Source organism: Chloroflexus sp. MS-G (assembly GCF_000735195.1).
Classification (GTDB): Bacteria; Chloroflexota; Chloroflexia; order Chloroflexales; family Chloroflexaceae; genus Chloroflexus.
Genome location: NZ_JPIM01000011.1, coordinates 1 through 17,852, shown reverse-complemented (window position 1 = coordinate 17,852; position 17,852 = coordinate 1). Strand labels below are relative to the sequence as shown.

The following is a 17,852-nucleotide window of genomic DNA, read 5'->3' as shown; positions in this document are numbered from 1 at the left end:
CCAGACTACTGGTGCATCTGCACCGGGCGGGCGCGATCCGCACTCGAAAATCCACGTAACTCCGCATCGGTAAGCGGTTTTTCCAGTTTGGCATATTCGCTGTGCGCCGCACTTAAAATGTGCGTCATCCGCACCGGTTCACCGGCATCGGCAGCCAGAAAGGCCGCATTGAGGGCGATACTGCGAATATTGCCACCGGCAAGATGGAATTGGGCCAGCTTCCCCCAATCAAGCCCATCGAGCGGCGTATCCGGCGGAAAGACTCGTTGCCAGATACGCTGACGTTGGGTTGCGTCGGGAAATGGGAAATTGATGATAAAACGAATCCGCCGCAAAAACGCGGTATCAATCGCCTGTTTCATATTGGTGGTGAGAATCGCCAACCCCCGGTATGCTTCCATGCGCTGCAAAAGATAGCTCACTTCGAGATTGGCATACCGGTCATGGCTGTCTTTGACCTCACTGCGCCGACCAAAGAGCGCATCTGCTTCATCGAAGAGGAGAATGACCCCACCACCTTCGGCAGCATCAAAGATACGCCGCAGGTTCTTTTCTGTCTCACCGATGTACTTACTGACGACTGAACTCAGATCAATGCGATAGAGATCGAGACGCAGTTCATTGGCCAATACCTCGGCGGCCAGCGTTTTGCCGGTACCGCTTGGCCCGGCAAAGAGGGCACTAATTCCCAGTCCCCGTTCATCACGGAGACCAAACCCCCACTCTTCATACACTCGCACTCGTTGCCGTACATGAGCTACCATCTGCCGCAGTGTCGTCATATGTTCTGCCGGTAGTATCAGGTCGTCCCAACCAACCCTTGTCTCGATCCGTTGCGCCAATCCATCAAGCCGGGTACGGGTTTGCAGCCGACAGGCATCCCACCAGTCGATGTTGTGATCCCCGCTCGTGGTTAGAACAACCGCTCGCATCGCATTGGCATTGAGGGTAAACTGGTTTACCATCGCTTCCAGATGGCCGTTAGCGTTCGGCCCGTGTTCACCCAGAACCTGTTGCCAGAGCACCCGCTGCTCACGACGATCCGGCTTTGGCAACTCAAAACGAACCAGCAACCTATCGGCAACCGGTAAAGGATCGGCACTTGCCAGCATCACCATCCCCTGCACCCGTTCCAGCCAGTGCCACAGTGGGCGTGGTGGTTCCAGATCAGAAATGGTGATCAGCAACAACGCCCCGCTAAACGCCGCCTCGCGCTCCCAGAGACGGGCCAGCAGTTCTTGCTCTACCACGTCAACCGGTATGTCTTCGGCCCGCAGTCCGTAGACCGGCCGCCCCAGGCGCTCACCTACCGCAACCGCAACTGCCTGCCGACTCAATGAATCGGCGCCACAAAGCTGTACTGGCGACGGCTCAGGCTCACGTTCCCACAGCGCCCCGATTCGGGCAGCCAGATCGCGATGAGCTGGCGGCAACGGGGTTGTTATCTGAATCAGGCGCAACAATGGTTGCAAGCGCCGGTCGAGCGTTGCAACCCCAAGCAGGTAGTGCAACACTCGTTCATCAATCCGCAGTGGCGCTGTCACAAGCGGTTCACCCTCGGCCACCTCAATTAACCGCCAGTGACGCAACGGCGCAGTCGGTGTGAATGCACTCCAATGGGCGCCCGGCAATACCGCTAATGCCAGCCCAATTGTTGGCCTGAATCGCTGCGGATCACCCTGAACACTGGCGCAGATCGCTGCCAGATTGCTATCCAGTTCAATACCGGCACACAACAACACCAATCCGACCTCGAATTCGGATAGACCAAAGATCATCTGGAGTCGTTCGAGTGCCGGTAATGCTGGCATCGCCGTCCGCACTGCTGCCAGCTCCTGTTCCACCGCACCGAGTTCCTGCGTATCACGTGCACCGGTTAAACGACAACGTATCACCGCCAGTGCTGCCATCAGATAACGATGATTAGCCGTCACCCAATCGGCTGTCGTTACGGTATTCAAGGTATTCATGGAATACTCACTGTTGGCCCACTAAAGATGCTGCCAGTCATCTCAAGCTGACTTTCAGCTCCATCTACCTGTATCCGTACCAGATAGGTTCCCGGTGGGACTATCGCAGTCGTCAGGGTCAATGTTGAGTCTGTGTCATTGGGTGGCGCAGCAGGCGCTCGCGCCGGTAACGTGAGGACAAATGAGCGCGGAGGGCGATTTACCGGCGGCGGTGTTTCATCAAGCAGCAACACCACTCGCTGCTGCTTGCCAACCGGTGGCGTGACATTCAACGTGATCGTGACATTTCCATTTCCATCGCGTGGGCCGGCTGCTGCCGTCACTACCGGATGCAAGATAAATGCCGCGACGTTCGATTCGACACCACGGTGAGGCGTTGGTGGGGTCCCGATCGGTAAGCGGTGTATCACCTGCACTGACTGGACGCCAGCGCGCAAACCTGTCGGCAATGGGGCGATAATTTGGGTGTCGGTCATCTGTTCCGGCGCCACTTCAGTCTCACCAATCCGCAAGACAACATCATCACCCTGCAACTGCTGTCCACGCACCGCCAACCGGTAGCCGGGAAGAATTGGCTGCTGAACGTTCACCGGCTCGTTGGCGCTACGCTGTGAACCAATCTGCGTGATGCGTGGTTGACGAAATGGGAGTACGTAGAGGTTGCGCTGCCGCACCGGCAATGCCTGGCGCGTTGGACGCCGACTCTCAATCAAGACAACCGATGCCTGGTAGGCAACACTCGGTCGGTACGGCGATTGCAGGCTCGACCAGATCTGCGATATCTCCTCCAGCGTCAGCGGTTCAGGGGTCAGTTTGACTTGTTCAATCTGGTCGGCCAGATCGGCCGCAACCAGACTGGCTCGCGCTGTTCCCGGCAGACTAACTCCGCTGATCGGCGAAGGTGGCGCCAGTGCGGTACGAATCGCATCGCGGGCCAGTACCGGCGTCTCGTGCAATAGTTGCATTGCATAGCCAAGTAGCAGCTCAGCCAGATAATCTTGATCGGTGTAAGCAGTCAAGAGGTAGTGTAGTTCAAGGGCCAGTGGCGGATCACTTATCAAATCTCCTCGCCCCGAACGGGAAGGTAGACCATAATTACGCCAGCCAGAGTTAAGCGTGATCCGATAGAGAAAAAGGTTGAGCTGACCACTCCCTGCGGTGAACGCTGCCAATGCCTGCGCTGGTGACAGCACGCTCACCGTCACATCACCGAGCGTACCGGTAATGTCGTGGTCGATCAGACCATCTTGCAACAGATCACGTAAGACTGCCGTTACCGCAGCGATTGCCAGCGCATTACTCATGATGTTCCCCCATCACGTCGCCGCAGGTATTCATCAAGGCTGAGCGCCGGAGTTGGCAAACGAGAACGTGTTGCCGGAGGTGGTGAGGTTACCGGAATTGCCCGTACTTCCACCCGACCAATCCTAATCGTGATGCGTGGTGCGTGGTGGACATGGTTCGGTACTCCCTGTTCTTGTACCGTTGGCGAAGACCGCACCCGTGCCGCCACCGGAGGATCGGTTAGCTCCGGTATTGATGCAGCCTCGCGCTGTATATCTGGCGACCCGGATCTCGATTTGAGTTTATCTGGCACGACTTCCTCTGATATTTGACCAACACGATCAGTATGGCGTCGAACAAACACCGGCTGGCGTTCCTCCGGCACAACACCGGTCGGTATACCAGCCGTCTCCGGTTTGTCTGAGGCAACCTCGCGTGCGGAAGTAGTCAACCCCGCTGATGTCGTTGCATCCGGGTGCAAAGGATAAGCGGTTGGCGGTTGCCCCCACGCAGAAGGTATACCGTCCACGGTTGGCGTCAGTCTTTGCACTGGCTGAGTATCCGCCTGGCGGTGTGAGGTCATATCATCGAATGGGGGCGCAATGACAGATTGAGGCGAGACAGTCGGCGGCAACGATGATGGTATCTCAGGGAAAACTACCTGCTCAGACACCGGTATCTCGCCAGTCTCACCGGAAACCTGTGCGAACGACTCACGCTCGCCCCCTGGCAATACGACCGGCTCGAAACGAGCTGGTAGCCGTGGCTGCACCGCATCCGCCAGACCATCGCCAAAGCTGTAAACTAGCAGGTTAGCCAGTGGATCGTTCATAATGCACCAATCGGAGGTACCATGCCCGCCGTCGAGGACTCAACGCTAAAATGTCACGCTCGCACCACCCATACGCCTTGGCCAGCGTATGAACATCACGCAACAACCGTTGCGCCCAGCTATCAACCTCGCGCCAGACAAACGTCATGACATCAAACGGCGCCATCCAGGTATGGTCACACTCAGGACACCGCAAAGCAATTTGCAGATCGAGCAGGGGATCAGCCTGTACCATCGCCGCTGCGACTGCGGCCAGCGCCTCGGTAGACGCCGTTGCTGGTGCGGCAAGGAGACACCGTTCGATCAGGTGGCGAGAGGTAGCAGCATCCGGATTCAACGCCAACAGATCGGCACTCGTCGGCAGGCGAAACGTAAATCGCTGCCCCGCAAATTCAAGCTGATGTACAGTTGTTGTCGGCGCCAGCGCCCGCACATCGGTCGTAGACAGCGTAAATTCCAGACGAGTCGCACACTGCGGACAATGCACAACACAATCCATCCGCGTACCGAAGAGCCACTCCCTGACCATCAACAGCATGGCGTTACGGGTACCGATGGGTAACTCGGCCAGCTCCTGATCGCTGAAAAACGGTGCCAATAATGACAACGCACGCCTGACTGGTGGCTGCACTGCACTGTTTTCCCAGATCGTCAGCAACGTTGTGGATGAAATGGTTGTCATTGCTATTGTGGCTCAGTAAAGCTCGGCTCATCCGGCTCGCCGATGTCGTAGTCGCGTTCCCAGCCCTCGTTTTCTAATTTGATGCTCTGAATAGCAACTGCATTGGCATTCGCATCAAGTTCAGGAAGCGCCTGATACTCCGACACCCAACAGCGGTAAACCTTATAGGCGATGGCGAGCTGGCCAGCCTCGTTGTAGACCTCGATAATGATGTCTTTACGAAAATCTTTCAGCGAAACTTCGGCCCCTAACCCCGATCCATAATTCCAGACCTTATTCGCCCACTTCTCAAACTCAGTATCGTGCGTCACGCCGCGCTCAAGCGTAATCGGTTCATACTTGGTACGTCCCGGCGATTTACGCACACTGCTTGCATCGCCTCCTTCTCGATGCTCGACAACCTCGGTTGTGCGCTTCAACGCCGATACCTTGCTCACCCCGGCCACATACCGGCCATCCCACTTGATACGGAACTTGAAATTCTTGTAGGGATCAAACCGCTGGGCATTTACGCTGAACTGAGCCATAGATCATCCCCTTATAAACTGTATTGAGCAGCAGTCTTCTTCACCCGGCGCACAAACCAGTCCGTGTTGACCGTCCTTGCCTACCCCTCAACAGGCAGCGCGACCACCACCAGCATTACGTCGCAATCTGACCGGCCAGTTGCTGAATCTTGATAATCACAAATTCAGCCGGTTTAAGCGGCGCAAAACCGACCACAATATTCACAACGCCCATGTTGATATCCGTTTGCGTCGTTGTCTCGCGGTCACATTTCACTAGGTACGCCTCACGTGGAGAACGCCCCTGAAACGCGCCTTGCCGAAAGAGATTCTGCATAAATGCGCCGACGTTCAACCGAATCTGCGCCCAAAGTGGCTCATCATTCGGTTCAAAGACTACCCATTGCAGGCTACGGTATAACGTCTCTTCGATGAACAAGGCCAGGCGACGCACCGGTATATACTTCCATTCCGAAGCAAGCTGGTCAGCACCCCGATATGTGCGCGCTCCCCAGATCACATTGCCACTAACCGGAAACGAGCGCAGACAGTTCACTCCCAATGGGTTGAGCTGTCCCTGCTCGGCATCGGTCAAATTGACTGCCAGCGCCCGCACACCAAAGAGGGTCGCATCCTGCCCTGCGGGTGCTTTCCACACGCCACGCTGCGCATCAGTACGAGCAAAGACACCGGCGACCGCACCACAGGGCGCAAATTCTTCCAGCCGGTTCTCGCGCAATGGATCAGGCATCCGCACCCGCGGAAAATAAATCGCTGCATGATCATCACGCGCCACAGCCGCACTGAAAGTACCAATGCCACCCACTGCCGCAGCAATACTCTTCCAGGACGAAGGTGCATCAACAAGTAGAAATGCACGTTCGGTACGACAAAATTGCAATGCCCTTGTCCACACTGATTCGCTGACATCGGTATTACGTGAGAACGGTGGGATACAGAGCAGATTGAAGAGATCAGCTTTACGCAGCGCATAGACACCGGTTTTATCATCAAAACTGCCCTCATACTGGGTATCGGTCAGCTCACTACCATCAGAACCGGCGCCCGATGGAGTGGCAAAGGTACTCAGATCGCCTGCCGTACCAACCACTGCCGGACGAACCGTTGGAAACGTCCCTGGGTACGGATCAGGTACCCGTAGCAGCAGCGATTCCTGGGCCAGTACGGTCCCGATATAAGCTGGTGCAGTCGGATCAATCGAAACATTGCGAAACGTCTCGCGGCGTGCCGCCTGTAATGGACTCGTCCCCGGCACAATCTCTACCGCCGTCAAATTAAAAACCTTATCAGTTTCACTGCTGCTCAGCGGGCGCGTATCGTGATCGATACTGATGCGCAAATCATTACCCCACGCCCCCTCGCTACTCGCCTCAAGCCGCAGATTATCGGTTCCGCTTACCGGTGAAAGGCTAAATTGAGCGCGCTGCGCACCGTTGATCAGTCGCACGATCAGTGCATCAGTTCCTCCATTCAGGAAAAAGTGCTGCACCGCATAGCTCATCGTGCTGGCTTCCCATAAACCACCGAAGAGCCGTTCATAGTCACCAAAATTCTGAATCCGCACCGGATCATTCACCGGGCCACGCCGCGCCCGTCCAACAAAGGCAGTTATCGATGTAGCTACACCGGTAATGGTACGTACACCACTCGGCACCTCTTCAATGTACACACCCGGATAAGACAGCGTAACCGGCATACCGTTACTCCTTTATTCACCCATCTCACCCTATCTGAATCATCTCGGCATACTACATCTTGTCAGGCAGCGTCAGGCCCCAATCATGTGAGCAGGCAGACTCAACGAAGCGTATTGCTGCCGGACAACGTGCAGACGTACCTTTTCAAGTTGAAATGAGACCGGGAAAGGAGTACAACTAAGAGGAATGAATAGGGTTAAAGTTAAAAAGGAGTTGAGATAAGGCTGTGTGTTCCCCGGTAATCTATATCGCTTCCATATTATAACGATACTGTCAAGAGCATCATTTCGCAAAGTCCATACATGTTTTGTTAACCTTTTCTTGTAAATCACTCACTTTTGTGTTTACAACATCGAATAATATGGCAACCTTGCAACCATATGCCATCGAACCAACCAAAAAGACTACGGTCATCGCTCTAGTATTTCCTGAATTGCATCATGATATGAACGAAATGTCATCAAATTGTTATGATCGCCACCAATAATCGGGTAAAACTTCAGTGGTGCCCTCACTTCGCCGGCCAACCGTTCGCCATCGGCATAGGGTACAACTGAATCATTTGTTCCGTGAATAATCACAACTGGACAACGTACCTGATCAATCCACTCGTGTGAACGCAACGGATACTTCAATAAAAACGGGGGCACCCACGGAAACTGCCGCCGTGCAATCGCCTCAACACTGTAAAACGGGCTCTCAAGGATCAGTAAGCGTGGCTGATACGTTGCGGCCAAACGGGTTGCCAACCCACTCCCTAACGACCGTCCGTAGAGCACGATTTGCTCTTCAGGGTAGCGAGACAGTACCCAGTGATACGCAGCCGCCGCATCAGCGTGTAATTGCGCTTCGCTGGTGATAGTGCCGGTACTCTGACCATACCCACGATAATCCACTATCACGAGATCGTACCCATACGGTACTAAATCATGTGCCACCTCTCCCCAGCTTCGAAGCGTACCACCGTTCCCATGAAAGTACAGGATCACCCCCTGCGCGCTCGCTTGCCGAAACCATAACGCATGCAGTACTGCGCCATCAACTGGAATCCATACCTCCTCGACCGGCAGACCAAACTCATAGCGCGTACCGGGCGGATCACGTTCGGAAAAAAAGATGAGACGTTCTTGTACCAGATAGATCATACTACACACCCCAACATACCCGATCACCATAAGTCCCAGGAACCGTAAGAGCGTTTCTCCCATTTGTGACCTTATCCTTTCCTGACTTAGGATTACATATTTCCCCGCTGCGGTCACAGCGCGTTCTCCCCTCATATTTCTCCGTGCACGCTGTGCGCTCCGTGGCAAACACGGCCGGAGGTGAGCGGAAGCGCGCCAACTCGCGCCTGGCTCATGATTACATGTTTCACCACAGAGGGCACAGAGAGTCCTGCACAAAATCTCCTCTCGGTGTTCTCTGTGACCTCTGTAGTTCATTTTTGCAGTACTCTCAACATTGCAACGACAACATATACTCCAAACTTTCACCACACAGATCACCATTCGCGCAACAACATATCAGTATCTATATCCACAAATAGACTGATACAACAACCTTCCCGACCCATTTGTTCAGCAGGTAACTATTGAAAACGAAACATTCTTGTGATAAAGCTCACAAATTCTTTTAATTTGTGCCGAAAATCACAAATTTCACAGCACGTAATTAGATGCTCTATCCAGGCAAATTTGTACTTTTTTGCCCAGGATTTCTGTGCAGTTAGCGGGCAAAATATGGTATGATAAAAATCGGAAGGTTCAACCTTCGATATAGTTACTAAATGGTACAAGTTGTTCGAGGTTTTCAAAAGGAGCAATCAGCAATGCCTCGCCGACATGCTGTTCGACCGGCTAACTCATCAACCCTTGAAACAACCATCGATACTGCCCAACCATCAACACCCCCCGAAGACGATCCGTTGGCTGTACTGCGTTACGAACCCTTGCCCGATCTCAACCCAGATCAGGCGCGCCAATTGCTAACCAGTGCCCCAACACCCGATGACAGCACCGTCAAGAAGTTGCCGGCGCGTCTCCGCCCCAAAACGACGAAACACAAAGGAATTACCCGCATCGATCATCCTGCCAAGCGTACCTTTGGCTATTTCGTGCGCGTTACCTGGAATAAGCAGCGCCGGAGCAAGTTCTTCTCGGACTCGGTATACGGTGACCGTCTGGCCGCTCTTGCTGCCGCTATCGAATGGCGTAACGCGACCGAACGCGAACTCGGTAAGCCACGCACCGAGCGACAGGTAATCGGTGTTGCTCGCACCAGTACCGGTATCGTCGGTGTGCGGCGCACGATCAAAGATGGCCGCGAGGTGTATGAGGCGACCTGGCGTGATGGCAATCGCATCCGCCGTACATCCTACTCAATCGCTAAGCACGGTGAACGACGTGCCCTGGCGTTAGCCCGTCGTGCACGCGAAAAGTACGAGCGTCAGCGCCAACGTACTCCGGCTGCCGATTAATTCCCGGCTTGCGTTTGTTGATTGCATCCGTCCCCTGTATCCATTATAGGACAGGGGCTTTTTCTTTTCCGATCTCACTGCGTGCAACCGTGTCAGGATATATCCTTTCAACCCGATGCAGTTGCAACCGGTTATCAGAACGCAACCAATTTATTAGGTCAAAAGGGTCAGGATTATCGCATAATAGTGATCAGAACCCGAAAGCATAGCCAGAGGAGCAGACCGTGCAGACCGATAACGAAGCCACTACGAATGCGCATGCTATAGGCGAAGTCAGCCAGATAGACGTGGGACATCGCATTCGCACCCTCCGCGAACGACGTCGGCTATCAATCCGTGCCCTTGCCGAAGCTAGTGGCTTGGCGGTCAATACGCTCAGTCTGATTGAAAATGGTCGTACTTCTCCCAGCGTCAGTACGCTACAACGGCTGGCCATGGCGTTACAAGTGCCGATCAGCACCTTCTTTACGCCAGATGTCCCCAAAAAGCGAATCGTCTTTACTCCGGCAGGTCAGGCCGTCACCAGTCTGTTTCCGCACGGTACTCTATCCGATCTGGCGCCTGGTCTCATCAACCGCACGCTCGAACCGCTGCTAATTACGCTTGAGCCTGGCGCCGGTAGTGGTACGGAAGCGATCATTCACACCGGTCAGGAGTTTGTCTTTGGTCTGCACGGACAGATTGTATATGCGGTTGCCGACCAAACCTTCTCTATCGGTCCTGGTGATAGTTTGCTGTTTGAAGCCGTTTTACCCCATCGCTGGCACAATCCCGGTCATTCGGTAGCCCAGGCGCTCCTGGTCTTATGTCCGCTCGAATTACCCCGCAGCGTATGGGAACGTCATGGTCGCTTTTGAAGTAAGGAGCATAGCAATGCAAATCCGCACCCTGCAACTGAGTGAAGATGGCGCCAGTCGTATTGACGACGAGATTACCCTGACCCGACAAGGGCCTGGTCAGATCACGCTGAACGATCAGCCCGTGCTGGCCATTCGATCACTCGACCGTTGTACCCTGGCATTCGAGCTGTTGGGGGAAACTCGCTATCTGGCGTCCGACGAATACTGGTCAGCGATGACCGGAAAGCGCACTGTCGATGCCCGGCAGGCAGGATGTTTACTCGGTCACCTCGATAGCCTGGCAATTGCCGCTCATCACGTCCTGACAGCCTTTGCCAACCAATCCAACCTTTCACCTGAAGCACAGGCCGCCCTTGCACGTATTCGCACCGTGTTAAACGAATTGGCAACTGCCAGCAACGTGTAACATCGAATACATGTCGGAACCTTGCTTCGTCAACGAGCGCGAAGATCACATCGTTGCCTGCCTGTGCTGGTGAGAGGGTATCTGGCGCTTCCGTTTCCAACGGTTGACAATCAACCTGATAATCACCGGGATGTGCAGTGTGCTCAGAGCCTGATCAAAAACTCGGATTTCTTATTGGGCACGTACCGTGCCTGTGCGGCCATTGCGTGAGGGGTTTCCATCGTTCTTTCTCTCCCGCCCCCACGTTCCCCCTTCCTCTCCCCGTGGAGGAGAGGAAGGGGGGCAGGGGGAAGGTGAGGGCCGCCAGGCGTGCTTCGCAGCACCGGCGCTGCAACCGGTACAAACCGTCTCTATCGTGTCGAGGAGATGCCTGCGTTGCCCACCACTGTTCCCCGCACCATTCTGAAGATGCCATACCGAGCCTCATCAACAGCCCAGCTTAGGTGCTTCGTTGCTCGCCACTTCAGCCGACGCCCTTACTGAGCGCCTGATCAAAACCACGAGTTCTGATCACGTTCTCAGCCTGTTACGGCAGTGAAGTTGGCATTTGTTGTACTTAATAAGACAGCGGGGAGCTAATACTAGCGGCACCCCCTTCTTCGCTCCTGAAGAGACATTCCAGGGCTTTTCAACGTTCCAAAGCCGCCGATCCTCACCCACGAATCAACGATGCGTTTACGGCACCAGTGGCGGCGGTAAGAGACCCTGCACCTCTAACTCAATCTTCCAGCGCGCCAGTAACGCCAGCAGCAGCAGAGCCACCAGAAATCCGGCACTTCCCGGTAGTAACAATTGCTGCGGACGACGGATTCGACCATTCAGACCGGCTATCGCACTGATCGGTAGCGCAATGGCAAAGCTCATGACACTGGTCACTCCAATGACACTTATCAACACCAGTGGCCACGCCAAGATTTCCTGATCGGTAGCAATCGCTAGTACCACCATCCCCACCGCACCCAGTACCAACCCCAAATCATACCAACCTGCGATCGGTGCTTGTTCCGTATCAATCAGATCAGGAGCTAGCAGCGTATGATTGGCAACCAACAGCAACCCGACAGCCATTGCTACCCCAAATCCTAATCCGGTAAGCAGACGCAAATCATTACGTGGTGGGTAGAGCGCCTGGAACCCTAGCTCGGCAACCGTTGAATTGAGACCATCGATCCCCATGATCACAACGAAACCTACCAGCGTTAGACCTATCGGTAACGGTGGCAAACGCCCCGCTCGCCATCGACCACGTCCAGCGATCACGACCAGAGTAGTCATCAAGCCGAGATAGATACCGCTATCACGGGCACAAAGCGGAAACTGCACGTCACCCATGATCAGGTTATGACTCTGTGCACAAATGCCATGCACTGCAAAGAAGAGGTTCTGCTCTAACCCCAACTGATTCGCCAGTGTTGGCAACCAGATCAACACCAATACAGTACTGATGGCAATACCCGCCAGCCATTGGTACTTTCGTATCCAATCCATAGCGACCGATCCCATCTTCAACTGAGTGTCGTCACTTGTGCTCGTCCAACCGGATGATCACAGCGCTGGCCTGACCGTGTTGCACCGTCAGCCGGGCCACTGAAAGACCTGCACCACGCGGCGCACCGGCAGTTCCTGGATTAAGGAAGAGTACCGAATTGTGCACTTCGCACAAGGGCTGATGGCTATGACCAAATATGTACACCTGAGGATGACGCCCGTCATCTGTCTTTGGTAACGATTGCACAAGTAAGCGGGGCTGACCACCAATATGGGTCACAAAGATCAATACACCTTCGCGTTCAAGCCAACGATGTGCCGGATAGTTCCGTGCTAGCGCTGTTCCCCGGTCAGTATTGCCGTGAATCGCAAGCACCGGTGCAATCGTTTCCAACTGACTCAGAATAACTTCGCTCCCAATGTCTCCCGCATGTACGATCAGCGCTACTCCGGCCAATGCGTGCAGTGCCGCCGTCGCCAAACGACCATGCGTATCCGAAACGACCCCTATCTCCACCGCTTACCTCTCCCACAACGCTCGTACCAAAGCCGTTATCTCACGCTCTATCAGATCAAACGCCTGATCCGCTGCCAAAACGTTGACGTCAGGTATCTGCCAGTATGTAATCTGATCGACCCACGCAGGAAATAGCTGTTGCATCAATGGTCGGTGTTCGGGTTCATTGAGAGCAATCACATAGGTTGCCCATTCAAGATCGACATCCTGCAATATCAGCGGTGCACGTATCGCACCTGGAATTGCCAGTCCCCGCTGTTGCAGGCGCTCCAGCACCGGCGGCCAGATTGGCCCCTGATTGTACGGTGAAAGGGCCAGTCCTCTCGATGTGGCCTGCCAGTCGCTGACCCGTAGTGCGTTAAACAGTAACTCTGCATAACGACTACGATAATAGTTCCCGGTGCAGACGAAGAGCACAGTGTGACTCACTGCACAGCCTCCAGCGTATATTGCAAATACGGATACGTACACGGCGGGCCGTTCGTCGCATACAATATCCCTGCTGTCAGATCGATAATGATCGACGCCACGGTTTCATAATGTTCTTCAGGCGGATCGGTTGGATCTATGTGAAAACAGATCGAGTACGGATAGTTGACGTGGTCGCGCAACGCTGACTGCACCTGCGCTAACGACTGCGGACGAACGGCTAACAGTTCACGTAGACGCGCTTCACGCCAGTTGGAATGGGGACAACGCTCAATCTGTCGTTCAACAATACCCAACGCTGCCGGATCGGTAAAGTGATTCGCATGAACGAGACACCCACCAGCGCAACTGCTAATCGCCAGCGCCGCAGGTGCGGCTTCGATATTGATTACCTGATCAGGAGTCTTCGCCAACAGAAAATTAGCCGAACCGGCCCGCTCTTCGCTCGTGATCACTGCCTGCGCAGCTTGTAATGTACGTGCGCTTAAAATCTCGTAGCAGCGCACGTGAAATGGCCGTCGCAAACGAGACCAGTCATCGTCGGTACTGCTCAGGCCATTGATCAATAATGCTAAGCCGGCAGAGTTGAAACCGATCTTGCCACCGAAGATACCGGCTTCGGTGAACACTAACCGGCGATGACCATCTGGCTCGACCGTGCGCAGAATCGCTCCCCGCACTCCACAGATCCAGTCCCAATTTTCGCCAAGGAGCAGATGACCGTCGCTCGTTTCGGAAGGCAACAGCGCAAACGCAGTACAGCCATCCGGCTTCCTGATGCCTCCATCATACTCACGGAAGAACTGATAGAATAACTCATAACGAACATTCAGCGCCGCGATTGCCGCGAAATCAACCCCTGCCCCTTCCGCAATGCCGCGCATACCGGCAGCATAGTCTGGATTCTGATCTGCAATGACTCTGGCGTAACGCAACGCTCGTTGCCAGACCTCCTGTACAGGTAAGCGTAGCTCGCGTTCAAACCGATCGGTGTACAAACGCAAATTGGCGGCAATCGCATCACGTAGTGCGCGTCCGTGCCGCCAACCCTGTGCAAAAGCGTCACCCGTCAGCTCAATCATCGGCAAGCCGTTCACGTCACCTCCTCATTCTGTTCGTGCCGGTGCATGACAATCCACGTCGGCCCACGTTGAAAACCTAACCGCTGGTTAATATGCCACATTGGTAGATTCGTACTATCGTTATCTGTCCGAATCCCGCTTATTCCCGTTGCCTTTCCGTAGGCAATGGTCGCCAACTTCAGCGCCAGGGCGATCCCACGGCCACGGTAATCACGTCGGACGGCGGTAAAGCCGACTTCGGCATCCGAATCATTATCAACCGTTTCCAGCGTACTGATGTCAACAATGTCTCCATCGTGCAACGCCGCAAAACTACCTTCCCACAATATACCATGTTCAGGCTGATAGAACTTGCGCCACTGTTCGTATGTCGGAATTGTGATCGGAAAACTTGTCGGCAGATCTCTGGTTGTTTGCCGTTCAAATTCGTATAATTGCTGCCAGAAATGCTCACCGGTTTCCGCCAGCCGGGCAAGGCTGATAATGTCGATCCCCTGAACCGTCACTCGTTCAATTGCGCCATGAAATGGCTCTGGGTTGAATGAAGCCAGATCGAGCCGTGATGACCAGACACGTCGGCTTTCATAAAACTGACGATGACCGGCAAACGTTAATCCGGTGTGCCAGTCTTCACGCACGTTGAGCCAGATATGGTACGGCTGCAATGGTTGCCATGCGTGCTGAAGCTGATTCCAGAGCGCGTTTCCCAGACCACGCCGATGATACGCAGGGTGAACACAAAGCTGGATTGTCAGGTGGCACGGATCAGCACACCAGGTTGGCTGGTAATATTCGGCATATCCGACTGCCTTCCCATCAAGTTCGCCAACGAAGCGGTAGAGTGGAAGCTGCGGATTATGCAGCTCATCACGTATTCGCCACTCGACCGCAGACAGCGGAGCATCTGGCCCCAACGCGCTGTAGACCTCTGCCATCACCTGATAATCACTCTCATCATACTGAAACGGTCGCACAACGATCATACGATACTCACATCCTTCACAAACTCAATCCAGGCTGGTTGCTTCACAAATCCCAGTGCGTCGTTGATCCGTAACATTGCTTGATTCGTAGTCGCGTTGTGGGTACGCACTTCACGATACCCCAACGCTTTGGCAAAGGACAGCGCATGAACCTTGAGCGCCATCGCTAAACCGCGTTTTCGGTACATCCGGCGCGTTGCAGTCAAACCGGTCATCAATACAGATGGATCGGCGCTTTTCCAGAGCTGACTCACCGCTGCGATCTCTTCACCATCGAGGGCCAGAAAATATCCCTCCGGATAGAGAGTTGGACTCTCAAACACCGACCGTTCCCAACTCGTAAAATCACTTGGCGTAAATGGCTCTGGCTGTGGTACGTCAGCGCGCATCTCCATCATTGCCGTATACAAACGTTGGCGTGCATCTGGAAACCGGGCCAGTAACTCGTTTAAGTTGCAAATGGTGAAGCCTTGATCGACAACCCGATGAATCGCTTCGGCAAACAGCATCGGGTCGAACAAACGTAAATCAAGTCGTGACTCCCAGGTACGCATCTCCTCCCGAAATCCACGTCGGCAGAGAAAGGTAAGGCTGCGGGGGTAGTCTTCACGACAGTTCGCACGAACCTGCTCTACCTGATACTGTTGCTGCAGATCGGCCATGAGGATGTCGTAACAATATTTGCCAATCCCCCGTCCTTGCCAGGCTGGATGCACCGCAATACTGATAAAAAACTTGCGTGGATGGTACATCCACTGCGGTTGAAAATATTCGGCTGCCCCAATAATCGTATCACCTACCTCTACCAGCCAACGCCTCTGCACACAATGGGCTGGTCGGGTCGCATCCCAATGCTGTATCTCTTCTACAGTGTCATGATCATCGGGAAATACCGCACGAGCAATAGCGACAAGCGCCGTGTAATCCTCAATGGAACCACTAAATAGTCGTAATCGTATATCTTGATTGGTGTTGATGGTCATACCGTTACTCCTCACGCAACGCTATCATCTGTTCGGATTGTATTTCTCTCGTTTCACTATTCCATCAGCCTATTGACCCAATTCTCGCAAATACATGATGATCAATCCCGCGCCTGAGTGCTTGATAAAAACCTGGGCTTTTGGTGAGGCTCGACCGTGGCGCATCTCCATAATGGTTAGGGGAACGTTGGCGGGCAACGCATGCGTCTCCTCGACGCGATAGAAACGGGTTGCAACGGTTTCAGCGCCGGTGCTGCGGAGCACGTCTGGCAGCCCTCACCTTCCCCCTGGCCCCTTCCTCTCCCCCACGGGGAGAGGAAGGGGGAACGTGGGAGCGGGAGAGAAAGAATGCTGGAAACCCCTCACGCAATGGTCGCACAGATACGGTACGTGCCCAATGAGAAATCTGGGTTTTTGATCAGGCTCTGAGATCATGCTGACACATAGCTCTTACCCGGAACGCGGGCCTCTGGCCGGCGTGCTAACATTGGGGGAGCACGGCTGGCATTCCTCATGTTTCCCTGGCCCACCCTCGCCCAACGTGGGAAGGGAAAGAAGGGGGATAACGTCGAAAAGGGATTTTTTAGAAACACTCTAATATATCATCTGTCAGGTTTTGACCAAACATTTGAAGGAAAGTCCTATGCCAATCCAGGCCCTCATTTTTGATTTCGATGGTCTCATGGTCGATACTGAAACACCGGCTCTGCAAAGCTGGCAAGAGATCTATGCCGAATACGGTGAAACCCTCAGCGTCGATGACTGGGCAGTCACTCTCGGCGCCAACAAGGGTTTCGATGCGCACGCTCATCTTGTGGCGCTCCTCCGTAAGCGTGATCCACGGCTGGCTGAAGAGGTGGCAGCAGCCAGAGACACCATTCTGGCCCGGCGACAACAGCGTAAAGACGTGTTAAGTACGCGCCAATCACTGTTACCCGGTGTTGCCGAATTGCTCACCGAAGCCTATGCCAGCGGATTACCATGCGCTGTCGCCAGCAGTAGTAGCCGACAATGGGTCGAAGGCTGGTTACAACGGCTCAATGTACGATCAGCGTTTGCCGTCGTGGTAACGGCTGATGATGTGGCAGCAACCAAACCAGCGCCTGATCTTTTTCTGACCGCCGCACGGCGTCTGAACCTGCCGCCATCTGTATGCCTGGTTCTCGAAGACTCACCTAACGGCATCCGAGCGGCCCGTGCTGCCGGTTGTCCGGTCGTCGCCATTCCAGGGGCAATTTCCAGCCAGGTTCCACTACCGCCGGCCGATCTCACCCTACCCAGTCTCGATTGTATCAATCTGGCTCAATTACGATCAATGTTTGGTTGATTTGGTTAAAGTGCGCGGGCCTCCGGCCCGCCTCTGCGGGATGTGACCGCTCGCCTCGGTGCGCGGGCCTCTGGCCCGCCTCTACGGGATGCGACCGCTCGCCTCGGTGCGCGGTATGTGACCGGTCTCCTGGGTGCGCGGGCCTCCGGCCCGCCTCTATGGGACGCGACTGCTCGCCTCGGTGCGCAGTATGTAACCGGTCTCCTAGGTGCGCGGGCCTCCGGCCCGCCTCTGCGGGACGCGACCGCTCGCCTCGGTGCGCGGTATGTGACCGCTCGTCTCGGTGCGCGGGCCTCCGGCCCGCCTCTA

Annotated in this window: 18 protein-coding genes; 5 read left to right on the top strand and 13 right to left on the bottom strand. The window is 54.6% G+C overall.

All coding sequences use genetic code 11. The features are described from left to right. Nucleotides 1-5: 5 nt before the first annotated feature. The 7 genes from JE47_RS0103355 to JE47_RS0103320 form a co-directional block, all read right to left on the bottom strand. The gene (locus tag JE47_RS0103355; protein WP_236631121.1) at nucleotides 6-1,970 is read right to left on the bottom strand and encodes an ATP-binding protein; all 1,965 of its coding nucleotides are present in this window, start codon (nucleotides 1,968-1,970) and stop codon (nucleotides 6-8) included. Then, complete coding sequence (locus JE47_RS0103350; RefSeq protein ID WP_031458393.1) at nucleotides 1,967-3,274, bottom strand: DUF4255 domain-containing protein; 1,308 nt, start codon at nucleotides 3,272-3,274, stop codon at nucleotides 1,967-1,969. Before JE47_RS0103350 ends, JE47_RS0103355 begins: the two co-directional genes overlap by 4 nt. Further along, entirely contained in the window at nucleotides 3,271-4,086 is an 816-nt protein-coding gene (locus JE47_RS0103345; protein WP_031458392.1) for a hypothetical protein, read from the bottom strand. Before JE47_RS0103345 ends, JE47_RS0103350 begins: the two co-directional genes overlap by 4 nt. After that, nucleotides 4,067-4,768, bottom strand: coding sequence for a T4 family baseplate hub assembly chaperone (locus tag JE47_RS0103340; RefSeq protein ID WP_031458391.1), 702 nt, complete (start codon nucleotides 4,766-4,768; stop codon nucleotides 4,067-4,069). Before JE47_RS0103340 ends, JE47_RS0103345 begins: the two co-directional genes overlap by 20 nt. 2 nt (nucleotides 4,769-4,770) lie before the next feature. Next, complete coding sequence (locus JE47_RS0103335) at nucleotides 4,771-5,295, bottom strand: phage tail protein (RefSeq protein WP_031458390.1); 525 nt, start codon at nucleotides 5,293-5,295, stop codon at nucleotides 4,771-4,773. Nucleotides 5,296-5,410: 115 nt separating this feature from the next. Continuing rightward, on the bottom strand, nucleotides 5,411-6,991 hold the full coding sequence (locus tag JE47_RS0103330; protein ID WP_031458389.1) for a phage tail sheath family protein: 1,581 nt from the start codon (nucleotides 6,989-6,991) through the stop codon (nucleotides 5,411-5,413). A 411-nt stretch (nucleotides 6,992-7,402) separates the two neighbouring features. Continuing rightward, nucleotides 7,403-8,200 (bottom strand): alpha/beta hydrolase, encoded by a 798-nt coding sequence (locus JE47_RS0103320; protein ID WP_031458388.1) that lies wholly within the window; start codon nucleotides 8,198-8,200, stop codon nucleotides 7,403-7,405. 620 nt (nucleotides 8,201-8,820) lie between these two features. Between JE47_RS0103320 and JE47_RS0103315 the strand changes: the two genes are divergently transcribed. From JE47_RS0103315 to JE47_RS0103305, 3 genes are all read left to right on the top strand, one after another. Continuing rightward, entirely contained in the window at nucleotides 8,821-9,468 is a 648-nt protein-coding gene (locus JE47_RS0103315) for an AP2/ERF family transcription factor (RefSeq protein WP_031458387.1), read from the top strand. 224 nt (nucleotides 9,469-9,692) lie between these two features. Beyond that, on the top strand, nucleotides 9,693-10,325 hold the full coding sequence (locus JE47_RS0103310; RefSeq protein ID WP_031458386.1) for a helix-turn-helix domain-containing protein: 633 nt from the start codon (nucleotides 9,693-9,695) through the stop codon (nucleotides 10,323-10,325). 16 nt (nucleotides 10,326-10,341) lie between these two features. Continuing rightward, a complete protein-coding gene (locus JE47_RS0103305; RefSeq protein ID WP_035418926.1) occupies nucleotides 10,342-10,734 on the top strand; it encodes a hypothetical protein in 393 nt (130 codons plus the stop codon). 675 nt (nucleotides 10,735-11,409) lie between these two features. Here JE47_RS0103305 and JE47_RS0103300 read toward each other — a convergent pair. The 6 genes from JE47_RS0103300 to JE47_RS0103275 are packed head-to-tail and all read right to left on the bottom strand — an operon-like array spanning nucleotide 11,410 to nucleotide 16,216. Next, nucleotides 11,410-12,222: a DUF2085 domain-containing protein gene (locus JE47_RS0103300; protein ID WP_236631120.1), complete on the bottom strand. Its 813-nt coding sequence runs from the start codon at nucleotides 12,220-12,222 to the stop codon at nucleotides 11,410-11,412. Nucleotides 12,223-12,253: 31 nt separating this feature from the next. Continuing rightward, on the bottom strand, nucleotides 12,254-12,739 hold the full coding sequence (locus tag JE47_RS0103295; protein WP_031458383.1) for a metallophosphoesterase family protein: 486 nt from the start codon (nucleotides 12,737-12,739) through the stop codon (nucleotides 12,254-12,256). Nucleotides 12,740-12,742: 3 nt separating this feature from the next. Next, nucleotides 12,743-13,168 carry an arsenate-mycothiol transferase ArsC gene (locus tag JE47_RS0103290; RefSeq protein ID WP_035418924.1) on the bottom strand — a complete coding sequence of 142 codons (426 nt, stop codon included), beginning with the start codon at nucleotides 13,166-13,168 and terminating at the stop codon, nucleotides 12,743-12,745. Beyond that, complete coding sequence (locus JE47_RS0103285) at nucleotides 13,165-14,265, bottom strand: C45 family autoproteolytic acyltransferase/hydolase (RefSeq protein WP_031458381.1); 1,101 nt, start codon at nucleotides 14,263-14,265, stop codon at nucleotides 13,165-13,167. The genes JE47_RS0103290 and JE47_RS0103285 overlap by 4 nt, the downstream gene beginning before the upstream one ends. Then, nucleotides 14,262-15,233 carry a GNAT family N-acetyltransferase gene (locus tag JE47_RS0103280; protein ID WP_031458380.1) on the bottom strand — a complete coding sequence of 324 codons (972 nt, stop codon included), beginning with the start codon at nucleotides 15,231-15,233 and terminating at the stop codon, nucleotides 14,262-14,264. Before JE47_RS0103280 ends, JE47_RS0103285 begins: the two co-directional genes overlap by 4 nt. Next, complete coding sequence (locus tag JE47_RS0103275; protein WP_031458379.1) at nucleotides 15,230-16,216, bottom strand: GNAT family N-acetyltransferase; 987 nt, start codon at nucleotides 16,214-16,216, stop codon at nucleotides 15,230-15,232. Before JE47_RS0103275 ends, JE47_RS0103280 begins: the two co-directional genes overlap by 4 nt. 643 nt (nucleotides 16,217-16,859) lie before the next feature. Between JE47_RS0103275 and JE47_RS0103265 the strand changes: the two genes are divergently transcribed. Further along, nucleotides 16,860-17,543 (top strand): HAD family hydrolase, encoded by a 684-nt coding sequence (locus tag JE47_RS0103265; RefSeq protein ID WP_031458377.1) that lies wholly within the window; start codon nucleotides 16,860-16,862, stop codon nucleotides 17,541-17,543. Nucleotides 17,544-17,660: 117 nt separating this feature from the next. After that, nucleotides 17,661-17,852: hypothetical protein (locus JE47_RS22075; RefSeq protein ID WP_236631119.1), on the top strand; the 192-nt coding region annotated here is incomplete at its 3' end.